The following is a 14175-nucleotide window of genomic DNA, read 5'->3' on the forward strand; positions in this document are numbered from 1 at the left end:
TGAACAATCAAGAAAATATGCAAACATGATAATGTTCATTAACTTTGGAGTTTAGCCGATTAATTGTTGTCAAAAAACTCTCTCTTGTTACATGAAAAACTAAAGGGAAAAATCCTCGTAGATAGTAAAATTTCAAATTTTAAATCAAAAGATTTGAAATTAATCTACACACCAGGTGTAGCTTCTGTATGTGATGAAATCATTAAGAATCCTAATTCCAAATTTACTCTTACATCAAAGGGAAACAATATTGCAATAGTTACTGATGGTACTAGATTATTGGGATTAGGTAATGTTGGTGCTGATGCTGCATTGCCTGTAATGGAAGGAAAATCTGTCATATACCGCGAGTATGGAAAAATTAGCGCATTTCCAATTTGTCTTAACACAACTGACAAAAAGAAGATAATTGATACTATACTGGCAATAGAACCTGTTTTTGGTGCAATAAACCTTGAAGATATTGAATCACCAAAAGTGTTGGAAATATACAAAGAATTAGAAAAACGATTAGCAATTCCAGTGTTTCATGACGATGGACAAGGAACAGCCATAGTTACATTGGCAGGATTGATCAACGCTGTTAAAGTAGTAAAAAAGAACTTTTCAGAAATCAAAATTGTCCTTGTTGGTGCAGGTTCTGCGGGATATTACATTGGAAAATTATTACACTTTGCAGGATGTAAAAATATCATTTTGTTAGATTCTGGTGGCGTGGTGTCTCAAAATAGAAAATCCAATATGACTAGATACAAAAAAGAAATTGCAAAATTGACAAACCCAAAAGAAAAAGGAAATTTGTCTGATGTGATTAAAAACGCAGATGTCTTTATTGGCGTGTCTGGAATTAAGGATTTGCTCAAACCAGAAATGATTAAAACTATGAATAAAAACCCAATAATCTTTGCTCTTACTAATCCTAATCCTGAAATAACTCCGTCTATCGCAAAAAATGCTGGAGCTAAAATTATTGCCACTGGTAGTTTTACATACAAAAACAAAATAAACAATGCAATAGTTTTTCCATATCTGATGCGAGCAATACTGGATTTGAAAATACAAAAAATAACTATGAATATTCTTTATCGTACTGCATTGGCTATTGCAAAAACTATTCCAGACAAGAAACTGTCTTCCATAAACATAATTCCAACAATAGAAAACAAAGCATTGCAGAAAAACATCATGAATTCTCTGAAAAATTTAAAATCCTAAATTCTTGTTATTTTTTCATAACTAATTATTTTTGTTAACATTGGAAAATTTTGTAAATTTGTTTATTTCAAATAATGTTTTTGAATATGAATCCATTAGAATTTTCATGTATTCTTCATAGGATTCGATTGCGGATATGTGCATTTGAACATAGGATTTTAGAAAATTAGTTGATATGTCTATTTGTGTATTGTAGTTTTCTGACATGGTTTTCCAGAAATTATTGATTGTTTTTAGTGTACTTTGATCCAGGCCTAATTTATCAAAAAACTGTTTTTCCGAAATATAGCACGTTCCAAACAGATTGTCAAACATTTCAAGATATTTTGTATATACATCCGAATAAAGTTGCATGTATGTGGGAACTTCGGTTTCCATTTTGTGAATCATCATAGATGTATTATTTTTCATGATGTCGCATACTGAAACTTTTGGAGTCTCATTGGTAGATTCTTGTTTTGTACTATTTTGGGTGATCATAACATCTGCCTTGCTCTTCTGTGATTTTCTTTCTTTGAACCATGGAATTATCTCCTTTCGTATATGTGATATTTAAGATACTGTGTACTTTTTTAACATCGACTGGATGTATGGGTTCTTTCTCACATGCTAAGGATTTTAAAGTGAACCTATCATCTCCCAACTATGCGTATATTGCAACTACATTGTGATAGCATTGAGTATACTCCAACGAAAAAGGAGATAAAATCAGCTGAAGACATTGAAAATCCTCAAACTCAAAGACTAGAAGAATTGGTAGTTGCTTTTGTTGCAATCGAAGATGGTGATGATTCTTCTGTTGCCCTAGATGCTATCTCTCAGATTAAAAATTCTATGGAAAAAATTGGATGCAAAAAATTACTGCTATACCCATATGCTCATTTGAGCTCCAATCTTGCAAAACCATCTGTTGCCATTTCATTATTGCAAGAAATGGAAGACACTGCATCTGATCTTGATGTATCTCATTCTCCTTTTGGATGGACAAAATCTTACAAGCTGCAGGTCAAGGGACACCCATTAGCTGAAAGTTCCAAAGTCATAACAAAAGATTCTTCATCAAAAACTGAAGAACTAACTTCAGATGCACTGAAAGGTGAATCAAAAATTCGTTCAATATGGAAGATAATGTCTCCTGATGGAACAATGTCTAACATAGGAGATTTTGACTTTTCAAATTATAAAAAACTAGAATCTCTTGCTAAATACGAATCTGCAAAGCAGCGTAATGTGGATGAACCTCCACCACATGTTGCATTGATGAAGAAAATGGGCATTGCAGATTATGAACCAGCGTCTGACTCTGGCAACATGAGATTTTATCCAAATGGCAGGTTGATAAAATCTTTGATTGAACGCTATGTTACTGACAGAGTTAAAGAATATGGAGGTTATGAAGTTGAAACGCCAATCATGTATGATTCTGAGCATCCAAGTATGGTTAGCTACTTTAATCGATTTCCTGCAAGACAATACAATATTGATTCTGAGGGCAAAAAATTATTTTTAAGATTCGCCGCTTGCTTCGGACAATTTCTTATGGCAAATCAATTTCAACTGTCTTACAAGAACCTACCTTACAGACTTTACGAGCTTACTAGATACAGCTTCAGAAGAGAGCAATCAGGAGAACTTGTAGGTCTTAGACGTCTTAGGGCATTTACTATGCCTGATTGCCACGCATTTTGTAAAGACATGGAACAAGCAGTTGATGAAATTAAGGCCCGATTTGATTTGTCACAAAGTGTTCTGTCTGAACTTGGAATTAATGAATCTGATTATGATATGGCAATTAGATTTACTGAAGACTTTTACAATGAAAATAAATCTTCCATCGAGGAATTAGTCAAGAAACATGGAAAACCAGTTCTAGTTGAAATGTGGAAAGAAAAGTTCTTTTATTTTGTTCTAAAGTGGGAGTTTAACTTTGTTGATGGACTTGGAAAGGCATCTGCTCTGTCTACAGATCAAATTGATGTGGAAAATGGTGAAAGATATGGCATTGAGTTTATTGATGAAAACAACACTGCGCAGCATCCTATTATTTTACATAATTCCCCTAGTGGTGCAATTGAGCGAATCATCTATTCATTACTGGAAAAGGCTGCAAAAGATTCCAAGGAAGGGAGAAAACCCCAATTTCCACTGTGGTTGGCCCCCACACAAGTAAGAATAATCCCATTAAATGCAGAATTTAATGACTATTGTAAATCACTAACAGAAAAAATATCAATTAATAATGTTCGAGTGGATATTGATGATAGAAATGAAAGTATTGGAAAAAGAATTCGTGAAGCAGAAAAAGAATGGATTAGATACATTTTGGTAATTGGTGAAAAAGAGACAAATTCTCAAAATCTAAGTATTCGTGATAGACAGACAGGCGCTGTTAGAGAATTGTCATTTGATGATTTCTTAAACGAAATAAATGAGCAAACTAGAGGAAAACCTTTTACAGGTTTGAATTTGCCAAAATACCTCTCAAAGAGACCGCAACTGATGGTGTAAAAAATGAGTTTTTTTGATTTATACATGAATAGGAATCCGTTGATTACGTCGTCTGATGATGACACTGAACCTGTAGCCACTGTCTTTGGCGTTCCGTTCGACTCGACTCACTCTTACAAACCTGGTTGTAGATTTGGACCTGATGCAATTCGTGATTCTTTTAACAACATTGAGATATTTCATCCTGATTTAGGAGTTAACTTAGAAACTGTAAACATTGAAGATCTTGGCAACACACGTCATACTGTTGTCGCCTCTGAAATGATCGACATGGTCAAGAAAATTACCACAGAACTTGTTGCAAAACAACGTCAACTCTTCATTCTGGGTGGTGAGCATTCTATCACTTATGGTACTTACACAAGTTTTCCAAAAGAGACAGGATATATTGTATTTGATGCTCATTATGATTTACGTGATGAGTTTGCTGATATCAAATTAAGCCATGCATCATATCTTAGACGAGTAGTTGAGGAGAGAGGCTCTGAAAACATTTTGCATGTTGGTGCTAGAGCTTTTGTAAAAGAAGAACTGGAGTTTCTTAAAGAAAATAACATCAAAACAATTTCTGACAGGGAAATTAGAGATGGAAAAGGCCCTCAACTACTAAAAGATCATGTGTCTACTTTTGATACTATATATTCTAGTTTTGATCTTGACGTACTTGATCCTGCATTTGCCCCAGGTGTAGGAAATCCTGAAGCCGTTGGCATTACATCTAGGGAGTTGTTTGATATGATTCATTCATTTTCAGAAACAAAGGTAATTGGTGTGGATGTTGTAGAACTAAATCCATATCATGATAATGGATCAACTGCATCACTTGCTGCAAAAATAATCTCTACATTAATTGCCATGAATCTTTCACCTAATTAACAAAATATTATTTTTCATGAATTCATTAAATTTGACTCTAGATTGCTTCATTTTTGGTGCTGTTGCCTTTATTAGCTAGTGGTGTTGGGATTATCACGTGCTAAATAATCTTCGTGAAACACTTCGACCAACACTTGAAAAAATCGGAAAAGGATTTGCATCTACAGGACTGTCTCCAAATTTTTGGACTGTTATTGGTCTTGCATTTGCATTGATCTCTGCTATAGTTTACGGTATTGGAATTGAATACGGATTAATTCTAGGTGGAGTGCTGCTACTTGTTTCAGGATTTTTTGATATGGTGGATGGCCAGGTAGCAAGGGTTACTGGCAAGACATCAAAAAAAGGATCTTATCTTGATTCTATGTTTGATAAAATATCTGAAGTTGCAATATTCTTGGGAATTTTAATTGGAGGATATGCAGAACCTTATCTCGTTTTACTTGCAATCACTCTGTCATTATTGGTAAGCTATGCTAGAGCAAAATCTGATGCTATAAACATAAAACTTCAAGGAATAGGGATTGGTGAAAGAGCTGAGCGGTTACTAGTAATTTCAATTGTAGGAATTATTGGTTTTATGGATATTGCAGTTGTGATTGTAGTGATTATTGCTGGTATAACTTTAATCCAGAGAATGATTGTTACTGCTAAAAACATCGATGAATGATACTAACGTAGTTTTCCACGTTTTCTTCTACTGTCTTCTGATCTAATTTTAAGAATTTTAAAATGAATTGCACATGAAATACAATACCATTTCAAGACTGTTGGAGATGCAATATAAGCTCCCTGTGCTCGTAATTCTTTAGCTAATGTATGTTCCACCAAATTTAATCTGGATGTGACTTTTTTTGCTTTGTCTTTTGGAACTGTTTGACCGCAGTTTGTACATTGTACTGTACCTGATGATCCTTTTCCTCCTTTGGTACGTCCTCTACTTGCACGCTTAAGTGGCATGAGAATAAACAATTTTGCCTACTTATAATCTTGTGGACAAAAGGTTCCGTTGGGTTGTCAAATTCAATCCGTATCTCTCTCACGAATACTGATTTTGTACCTGTTTCCTAGATTTCACATGGCAGAAATCCACGATTGATCATTTTGATCACCTTGATTGGTATTAATACAAAAATCATACTAGAATCAATGCAACAACAAGATTTAGATCCTAAAAATTTTAGAAAGAGTGAACTTGGAATAATTGAGCATGTAAATGATGTCAGTTTGGAATTTTCATCAATGTTGGGGTTGGAGTTTCAAGCAGGACAAATTTACATGACTTTGTTGAGGGTGGGACCCACTACGACTGGAGCATTGGCAAAAGAGATGAAAATTGACCGAAACAAAATCTATCGTGTCATCGAAGACCTTGTGAGTGCTGGTTTTGTTTCAATGACAATATCTAGCCCAAAATTATGTATTCCGACAGATCCTGAAAATGCGATTGAACTGGTCTTAAATAAAAAGAAAAAAGAGATAGACAAAATTAACAAATTCAAAAAAGAGATGATTCAAAAAATTGACGGTGTAATAACTGCGCCATTTGGTACTTCAATTCCTACATTTCGCGTGATTCAAGGATTAAACAATGTTTATTCTAGTATTGGTATTTCGATTGAAAATTCTAGTGATGTAGTCTACATTGTTACCTCTATCAAAGACATTATTCGAATGTATCATAGTGACATCCCCGAAAAAATCAAAATATGTACAAAAAATGGCGGCAAAGTTTTTGTAATTACAAACTCTGATGAGAAAAAAATGTTGCCATACATTAAACGTCTTAATGCAACTGAAGTAAAAATTGGCAAACTTCCATCAAATGGAAGAATATTGGCATTTGAAAATAAACAAATGTTTATGTCTGATTCTACTAATGTTAATGACTTTATGGATGAAAGCTCAGATATCTCATTATGCACTGATGCAACTGAAATGACTCATAATATTACGAAACTATGTCAATTTTTATGGGAAGTCTCAACACCAATAAATTTGAAATAATTCTTCATATGAAAGTAAGACTAACTTTAATTCGATGATTTTATGTTAGCTCTTCAACTGACACACTGATGTTAAGTAAATCTGAGATTGCAGTTGCATTTGTGGTGGAAATTAATTGATTTGTAATAATTCCGTTGGCTGGAATGGATGACGTAGTTGTACATGCTGGAGTGCCACCTGCAGATGGATTGAATATTCCTATCGGACCTTCAATTACTAGACATACTTCATACGAATGTGAATTAAGCGGGTCTTCATTTCCAACTGAAAAATTTATCGCATCTGTCTCTATCACTCCGTTTCCTGCAACTTCTTGAATGAAATCAATTGACGTAATATTTACACTAGGGGCGGGAACTTCTACATTATCACTAGCGCCAATTAGATTGAATGAAAGAGGTGTTGAAATAGTAGCTCCAAAAGCCAAAGTCGATGTTGTTAAAATGGCAATTCCTATAATTGCGGTTATTGCTGTGCTATTCATGATTTCTCCTAAAAATTTTTCTTGACTTGCCGTCTCTGTTATTTTTGATATTTTCAAATTTGTTCCAATAGGGAGTCTTGCAGCTAGCACATCGTAATGGTTTATCATCGAACCTGGACAACCATTCATGTTCACAAACATCGCATTTCCACACCGGTTTTGTACCGAGCCCCATTACTAATGGTGTACACTATTTGAAATTAAACCGTGTTCTGCTTAAATTGAGCATATCTTTTTTCTCCATTTGATGTTGGTCGTTAGTATTGAATCTAAATTGATTCCAAAATATGGGTTTTGTATAATGTGAATGGGGAAAAATGCGGAATTGCTAAATTTTACTATAATTCAACCAAAAAAGATCTTGTTTTAATTCTAGTTGATTACTTTAAAATGTAATAATGCGTGGGCTTTGTCATAGTTGCTTTCGGTCTGGTGTTGACCTTGTGATAGAAAAGGGCACCATTCTTTGTAAAGATTGCAATGACAAAAAAAATGCAAAAAACTAAATCTCTAGTCTCTAAAATAAAAAAAATGAAACTAGCCATATTTGCTCATTGTGCAATTGATACAATATCTATTGATGACTCCAAATACGAACAGATTGGAGGTTCATCATGTTACTGTGGAATCACTGCAAGGCAATTGAAATTTGATGTTGATCTTTTTACAAAATTTGGTCCTGACTTTCCTAAACAATATCTTGCTGAAAACAAAATAAATTTTATAAATTCTGAATCAGAAAAGAATACCACTAAATTTCTTATTTCCATTAATGGCTCCAATAGAACGCTGAAACTTGAAAATGAGTGTGATCCTGTAGATTATTCCAAAATAGATGCTGATGGGCATATTGTCAGTCCTATATTCCATGAAGTTTCTCAAGATGTTTTCAAGAAAATTAAAGACGACTCAAATTTTCTTTTTGTTGATCCTCAGGGATTTTTGAGACAAAAAGATGCTCAAAATAATATCTTCTTACAAAAAACTGAACTTGATTTGTCAAATGTGAATGCAATTAAAATTAATCCTGAGGAAGGTGAATGTCTTGTTAATGGGTCTCATGATGAAATGATGTTGTCTTTACAAAAAAAAGGAGTTCAATATGTTCTTCTTACAAATAAGACCGATGTGTCTCTTTTGGTAAAAGATAAAATTTATTCAATCACACTTCCAAACAAGAACATTCATGACACAACTGGAATCGGAGATATCTTTTGCTCTGCATTCACATGTACGATGTTAAAGGAAAAGGATTTTTTGTGGGCCCTCTCTTTTGCCGGTGGAGCAGCTCAGGCTGCACTTGATTCAAAAAATATAGGATTGCAGAAAATCCCTCAAAAGGGGACAATTCAAAATAACGCATCGTATTTTTACAATTTAATAAAATTCAGAGATTTATAGTTCTCCTAATTTTTTAAAAACTATTCTTTTTGTACAATTCCGTTTTTACGGATTTAGATTTTTAAAATCTAGGCATTTGGAATCATATTCGCCCAAGTATCGTGGTTTTTTAGTTAAACTGTCTTCAACCCAGATTTCACACGTTTCAACATCTATGAATTTTTTATCTGAATCATTGCTGACAAATTGTACTATTAAAATTCCTAAAAGTATGACAATCAAAATCATCGGTAATTTTTTTGAAGAAATATCCATAAATCTGATTTGAAAATTTTCAAACTTAAGCCTATTGTTTTGTCTTGTAGGAAATTATTTTTACAATGAAACTTAAAATCAACAAAGACAAATATTCAACAACCCTTTAATTTATTCAAAGCATGGATGGTCCATCAGAAATCAATTCTGTATACTGGGATGAACATACCAAGTCTTGGCAATACAAGATTGTCAAAGTTGAGGAATATCATGGATTTGTAGAATGCCAACATTGTAGAAAACCTATGTCTCATAATGTGAAATCTGATGGAGAATTCAAAGTAATCTATGTCAAATGTGGGTGCACTAGAAATGGCAGATAAACAGTAAATCTCAATTGACTGTTTCTAACATACAAAATTTTACGCACAAAATACCAAATATTCTTTTATTATACTGAATTGATTGTTTCTTCTGTGCAAATAGGAATATACGGTTCTGGGACTGCAGAAAATGCAGCAAAGATAATCAAAAAAATTTTAGACGAAAATGCCATTAAATCATTTCCTATAACAAAATCAAAAACAAAACCAGCGGACTGCGTTATTGTTTTGGGGGGAGACAAAGGTGTTAGAAATTATTTTCACAGGACATTTGATTCCACTTCGCCTGTGTTGGGTATTAGTGAAGGAGAAGCAAGCGGATTCTTGGCACAGATTGAACTTAGGGAATTTTCATCATTTGTTGGTATTTTAAAAAAACAAAATTATACAGTTGAGGAAGTTCCGCGGCTTGGAGTCAAAATTGATGGAAAAAGCGTATATCCGGTTCTAAATGATGTTGCTGTGTTTTCATCAAAGAGTGCCATGCTAATGGAGCATTCGTTGAGAGTGAATGGTGAAGAGGTGTGGCATGATAACAGTGATGGAATTATTGTATCAACGCCAATCGGTTCTTCTGCATATTCGATGTCTGCAGGTGGACCCGTTCTATTTCAAGATTCAGCAGTGTTTGAAATAATTTCTGTCAATTCACTTGACGTCACAAGAAGACCCATCATTGTATCTAATGAAAGCCTGATTGAAATTGACGATGTCTCTGCAAGAATACACTGTGAAGCTATACTTGATGGTCTAGATAGATTCAAGGTGAACAAAACTGTAGAATGTACTCAATTTTTCCCTCCGGCTAAAATTATTCGTCTAAAAAAAGATTCTACGGCAATCTCTGCGCTTGCTAAGAAAGTTCATTTGGCAGAAGAATTACTCAGCATGCCACCAAGCTCAAAATTACTGTTGAAAACATTGGAATATGAAGGCGCATTAACCCAAAAGGATCTTGTAAACAAGACCTTACTTCCTGATAGAACTGTTCGATTGGCATTAAGCCATCTGTTGAAAAAAGGATACGTGAAAAAGAAAGTCTCTATTCGAGATGCTAGACAGAAAATTTACCAAATATCCAAAATTGAATAATCTTTCAAGACTCTTCTCTGGAAATTTTTTTTGTATGTGAAGTGTCATTTTCTACTGCTTCATCAATTCGTTTCTGAATATTTTTCCTAAAACAGTCCTCAGAACAACAACCTTTCACACCTGTTTCGTATACTCTGCCACATTCCTTACATTCTGTCAAAACTTACAAAAACTTGATTTTTTAAGTATATAGTGAAAACTGTCATTTCCCATAATTGGGATTCAATTCCTTATTTCTCCGACGCTGCCTTTACAAACGCTGCAAAAACTTCTTCTGGAAATCCTGGCCTACTGTTGAATTCTGGATGGAATTGAACTCCAATATAGAATCTATGTGATGGGATTTCTAACATTTCCATTCTTTTTCCTCCGTCACTTTCTGCAGAAAATATCAGTCCGTTTTTCTCAAATTCTGGTATGTATTTTTTGTTTATTTCATATCTGTGTCTGTGTCTTTTATTTATGGAATCTGCGTTGTAAATTTTATGTGCCTTTGTGTTTTCTTTGATTATTATTTCATTTGCTCCTAATCTGAGTGATCCTCCCATATCTGAAACATCTTTTTGTTCTGGAAGCAAATCAACTATTGGATTTTTTGCATCCGTCTTTATCTCAGTAGAATTTGCATCATCTAATTTCAAAACATTTCTGCCAAATGCAACTGCTGCTAATTGAAATCCAAAACAAATACCGAGATATGGAATGTTTTTTTCTCGTGCAAAGTTTGCAGTATTAATTATTTCTTCAGAGCCTCTTGTACCAAACCCTCCTGGAACCAAAATCCCATCATATTTTGTTAGTATGTTATAGTCTGAAATTGACTCAGAATCTATCCAGTCTATATCTACTGATTTTCCAATTTTTGCACCTGCATGCTTTAATGCATGATTTACGCTAACATAACTATCTGTAAGCGTAACATATTTTCCCACCATTGCAATCTTTACTTTTTGGTCTTCGTGATTTACCATGTTCTGGGCAATCTCATTCCATTTATCCCAGTTGGCTGAAGCGTTAACCATTCCAACCTTGCCAAATTTGGTAAATATGGAATCCATAATTCCTTGATCATACAGCATTTGTGGAACTTCGAATATTGAATTTGCATCATGACATGATAAAACATCATTTGGTGTTACATTTGTAAACATTGCAATTTTCTTCTTTGTTTTTTCTTCTAACGGTAATGTGCATCTGACTGCTAAAAAATCCGGCTGAATACCAATTCTTCTGAGTTCTTGTACGCTGTGTTGCGTAGGTTTTGTTTTTTGTTCTCCTACAACATCTAATGATGGTGCTAATGTTACATGAACAAAGATTACTCCTTGTGGCCCTTCCTCCACTCTTAACTGTCTGAGTGCTTCCAAAAATGGTAGAGATTCAATATCTCCTACGGTTCCGCCACATTCTACAATCAAAAAATCAAGTTTTTCTTCTTCAGCAATCTTTCTGATTCTATTTTTTATCTCATCCGTTACATGAGGAATTATTTGTACGCATGCTCCTAGATATTCTCCCCTTCTTTCTGCCTCGATTACTGAAGAGTATACTTGCGCAGTAGTGATATTGTGACTTTTTGGAATATTCTGATTTAGGAATCTTTCATAATTTCCAATGTCCATATCGCATTCCCCTCCGTCTTCTGTTACAAAGACTTCTCCATGTGCAATTGGATTCATTGTCCCTGCATCATAGTTGAGATACGGATCTATCTTGATACATGATACTTTCTGGTCAGCTAATTGTAATAATTTTGCAATTGAGGAGGTAGTTACGCCCTTTCCCAGACCCGACATCACACCGCCTGTAACAAAAATGAACTTTGCCTGCACATTAATGAAACGAGCATCTGGTTTTTGTATGTTTTGTCGATCAAAACAGTTGAAATATGAGTTTGTATTTTGTTATTCTATGAGGATCACTCTTGTTTTACCGGTGTTGTTTGTACTGGTTCTTGGTTCCTCTACTCTTGCTTTTGCTGCATCTACATATGAAATCAAGATTCCTTCTGGTGCATCTGATCCTGGAGCTCCGTTCTTTTGGTCAGAAAAATCTACTGGTGTGACAACTGGTGTAATTACAATCTATCCTGGAGACTCTGTTACGTGGAAAAACGCTGATACTGCGTTTCATACAATTACCTCTGTAACTCAGTCGGGTGAAGAAAATGGTCTTTTTGATAGTGGCCTTTTTACTGCAGGTGATTCATACACTAAGGAATTTACAGATCTGGGTGATTTTTATTATTATTGCAGTCTTCATCCTTGGATGAATGGAGTAGTTCACGTAGTAAAGAATCCTGGTAGTGTACAATCTGTTTCTCGTGTGGCCTCTGGATACAGTGATGATGGATTGGGATTTGAAGTAAAATACATTTTAGACACTAATCTTGCAAATGCTGTACACGTTGATCCTAATGGGCGTTCTTTGACATTCACTATTGCAGGCGATACTGAAAATGAACAAATAACTATAATTTTGCCACCAACATTAATTGAAAATCCTGACACTGTTTGGGTGGATGGAGACTTGGCAGAAATTCAAATTGAAGAAACTGCAACAGGTTCTAAATTAATCATCCCGATAAAACCTCATTCAAAGGAAATCAAAGTTATGGGCTCTTATGTTATTCCGGAATTTGGAATTTTGACAATGGCTATTCTGAGTATTGGTGTTTTTTCAACTTTGTTTGTTGTTCGATCAAGATTGTCAATTGCTAGGTAATTACACAATCGTACAGAAATTATTCTTTTTTTAAACAAGTTTTAGAAATTCTTGTCGAACTTTTTTTATTTTTCTTTGTGTGTATGTTATTGAAGACATTCTAGTTTGGTGGTCATAACTGAAATCAAGTTCCCCCTCCATGCATGTAAAATACTTGACCACCATCTTTGACGGTTTGATAATTATTTGGGAATTGTTTGTTTTTTGAGCTTTTTTGTAAATGCTGCTATCTTTGATTCTAATTTGTTTTGAGGAGTATTTTCAATTAATTTCAAATATGCACTACCAACAATTACTGCGTCTGCACCTGCGTCGATGTATTTTCTCACATCATCTGGTGTTGAAACTCCAAATCCAACCCCTATGGGAATTTTACCGCCTGTTTGTTTTTTAACATCTTTAATTGCTTTTAGTGTATAATTTTTTATCCCTGTTTTGATACCCGTTGTACCATAAACTGCTACAAGATACAAAAATCCTGTAGATGCTTTTGAAATCTTTTCTATTCTTTTTTTTGTAGTGTTTGGAGAAATCAAAAATACTGTGTCTGCATTGTTTTTGGCAGCATGTGTGTATTCTTTTGATTCTTCAATTGACATGTCCGGAAGAATGAATCCGTCAATTCCTGCATTTTTTGCATCTTTGATAAATTTTGAATATCCTTTATGATACAAAATATTTGTATATGTCATTAGCACTAGTGGTATGTTTGTCTCTTTTCTTATTTTTTTAACAAGTGTAAAAAATTTATTTATTTTAGCTCCTTTTTGAAGCGATACAGTACTTGCATTCTGAATGACGGGCCCGTCAGCTAGAGGATCTGAAAACGGAAATCCTAACTCTATGATGTCTGCTCCACCTTTGACAAGGCCTCTTACTGTTGAAATTGTGGCCTTTTCATCAGGAAATCCTGCCATAATATATGACACCAAGGCTTTCTGATTTTTCTTCTCTAATTCCGCAAATTTTTCTTTAATCTTTGACATTTAACCTTGCTTGGTTTGATTATCTCATTTAATAAAAACTGTTTTGAACTATTCAATAATTTTGTTTTCAAATCTGATGAGATGCAGTTTAAAATTAAGAGAAATCTCATTTACGTGATTAGTGGCTGAAAATAAAATTATTAAAAATAAAAAACAAGGGTTCAAAAGATTATTTCTTTTTTGAAGCCTTTGTTGTTTTTTTTGCTGCTGGTTTTTTTGCTGTTGTTTTTTTAGTTGCTGCTTTTTTAGCTGCCATGTTTAGATGATTATTTGGATGAATTTCTACAGATGAAATTAAAAAAAA

Annotated in this window: 17 protein-coding genes; 9 read left to right on the forward strand and 8 right to left on the reverse strand. The window is 34.1% G+C overall.

The features are described 5' to 3' along the window. Positions 1 to 66 precede the first annotated feature (66 nt). Positions 67 to 1215: an NAD(P)-dependent malic enzyme gene (locus OO712_RS04925; protein WP_109877335.1), complete on the forward strand. Its 1149-nt coding sequence runs from the start codon at positions 67 to 69 to the stop codon at positions 1213 to 1215. A 21-nt stretch (positions 1216 to 1236) separates the two neighbouring features. On the opposite strand, the gene OO712_RS04930 is transcribed toward OO712_RS04925, so the two are convergent. Further along, entirely contained in the window at positions 1237 to 1695 is a 459-nt protein-coding gene (locus OO712_RS04930) for a hypothetical protein (protein WP_109877133.1), read from the reverse strand. Continuing rightward, positions 1679 to 1858, reverse strand: a complete 180-nt coding sequence (locus tag OO712_RS04935) for a hypothetical protein (protein WP_109877132.1) — start codon at positions 1856 to 1858, stop codon at positions 1679 to 1681. Before OO712_RS04935 ends, OO712_RS04930 begins: the two co-directional genes overlap by 17 nt. 2 nt (positions 1859 to 1860) lie before the next feature. Between OO712_RS04935 and OO712_RS04940 the strand changes: the two genes are divergently transcribed. The 3 genes from OO712_RS04940 (at position 1861) to OO712_RS04950 (ending at position 5269) form a co-directional block, all read left to right on the forward strand. Further along, positions 1861 to 3723 (forward strand): threonine--tRNA ligase, encoded by a 1863-nt coding sequence (locus tag OO712_RS04940; RefSeq protein WP_109877131.1) that lies wholly within the window; start codon positions 1861 to 1863, stop codon positions 3721 to 3723. Positions 3724 to 3726: 3 nt separating this feature from the next. Then, positions 3727 to 4599, forward strand: coding sequence for an agmatinase (gene speB, locus OO712_RS04945; RefSeq protein WP_109877130.1), 873 nt, complete (start codon positions 3727 to 3729; stop codon positions 4597 to 4599). 97 nt (positions 4600 to 4696) lie between these two features. Then, the gene (locus tag OO712_RS04950) at positions 4697 to 5269 is read left to right on the forward strand and encodes a CDP-alcohol phosphatidyltransferase family protein (RefSeq protein ID WP_109877129.1); all 573 of its coding nucleotides are present in this window, start codon (positions 4697 to 4699) and stop codon (positions 5267 to 5269) included. A 2-nt stretch (positions 5270 to 5271) separates the two neighbouring features. Here the strand turns inward: OO712_RS04950 and OO712_RS04955 are convergent, their stop codons facing one another. Next, a complete protein-coding gene (locus OO712_RS04955; RefSeq protein WP_109877128.1) occupies positions 5272 to 5559 on the reverse strand; it encodes a 30S ribosomal protein S26e in 288 nt (95 codons plus the stop codon). 189 nt (positions 5560 to 5748) lie between these two features. On the opposite strand from OO712_RS04955, the gene OO712_RS04960 reads away from it, so the two are divergent. Further along, positions 5749 to 6606 (forward strand): TrmB family transcriptional regulator, encoded by an 858-nt coding sequence (locus tag OO712_RS04960; RefSeq protein ID WP_146195999.1) that lies wholly within the window; start codon positions 5749 to 5751, stop codon positions 6604 to 6606. Between the two features lie 40 nt (positions 6607 to 6646). Here the strand turns inward: OO712_RS04960 and OO712_RS04965 are convergent, their stop codons facing one another. After that, on the reverse strand, positions 6647 to 7219 hold the full coding sequence (locus OO712_RS04965; RefSeq protein WP_146195998.1) for a hypothetical protein: 573 nt from the start codon (positions 7217 to 7219) through the stop codon (positions 6647 to 6649). Between the two features lie 402 nt (positions 7220 to 7621). Between OO712_RS04965 and OO712_RS04970 the strand changes: the two genes are divergently transcribed. Further along, entirely contained in the window at positions 7622 to 8491 is an 870-nt protein-coding gene (locus tag OO712_RS04970) for a PfkB family carbohydrate kinase (protein ID WP_109877334.1), read from the forward strand. A gap of 45 nt (positions 8492 to 8536) precedes the next feature. On the opposite strand, the gene OO712_RS04975 is transcribed toward OO712_RS04970, so the two are convergent. Further along, a complete protein-coding gene (locus OO712_RS04975) occupies positions 8537 to 8746 on the reverse strand; it encodes a hypothetical protein (protein WP_109877125.1) in 210 nt (69 codons plus the stop codon). 122 nt (positions 8747 to 8868) lie between these two features. On the opposite strand from OO712_RS04975, the gene OO712_RS04980 reads away from it, so the two are divergent. Both OO712_RS04980 and OO712_RS04985 read left to right on the forward strand, forming a co-directional pair. Then, complete coding sequence (locus OO712_RS04980) at positions 8869 to 9069, forward strand: hypothetical protein (protein WP_109877124.1); 201 nt, start codon at positions 8869 to 8871, stop codon at positions 9067 to 9069. Positions 9070 to 9162: 93 nt separating this feature from the next. Then, positions 9163 to 10161 (forward strand): NAD(+)/NADH kinase, encoded by a 999-nt coding sequence (locus tag OO712_RS04985; protein WP_109877333.1) that lies wholly within the window; start codon positions 9163 to 9165, stop codon positions 10159 to 10161. 4 nt (positions 10162 to 10165) lie between these two features. On the opposite strand, the gene OO712_RS04990 is transcribed toward OO712_RS04985, so the two are convergent. Next, on the reverse strand, positions 10166 to 10321 hold the full coding sequence (locus OO712_RS04990) for a hypothetical protein (protein ID WP_160049221.1): 156 nt from the start codon (positions 10319 to 10321) through the stop codon (positions 10166 to 10168). A gap of 70 nt (positions 10322 to 10391) precedes the next feature. Next, a complete protein-coding gene (pyrG, locus tag OO712_RS04995; protein ID WP_109877123.1) occupies positions 10392 to 11993 on the reverse strand; it encodes a glutamine hydrolyzing CTP synthase in 1602 nt (533 codons plus the stop codon). Positions 11994 to 12072: 79 nt separating this feature from the next. On the opposite strand from pyrG, the gene OO712_RS05000 reads away from it, so the two are divergent. Continuing rightward, complete coding sequence (locus OO712_RS05000; RefSeq protein WP_109877122.1) at positions 12073 to 12885, forward strand: cupredoxin domain-containing protein; 813 nt, start codon at positions 12073 to 12075, stop codon at positions 12883 to 12885. Positions 12886 to 13067: 182 nt separating this feature from the next. Here OO712_RS05000 and trpA read toward each other — a convergent pair whose 3' ends face one another. Beyond that, positions 13068 to 13871, reverse strand: coding sequence for a tryptophan synthase subunit alpha (gene trpA / locus OO712_RS05005; protein ID WP_109877121.1), 804 nt, complete (start codon positions 13869 to 13871; stop codon positions 13068 to 13070). Positions 13872 to 14175 lie beyond the last annotated feature (304 nt).

It is taken from the genome of Nitrosopumilus zosterae, assembly GCF_025998175.1.
Taxonomy (GTDB): domain Archaea; phylum Thermoproteota; class Nitrososphaeria; order Nitrososphaerales; family Nitrosopumilaceae; genus Nitrosopumilus; species Nitrosopumilus zosterae.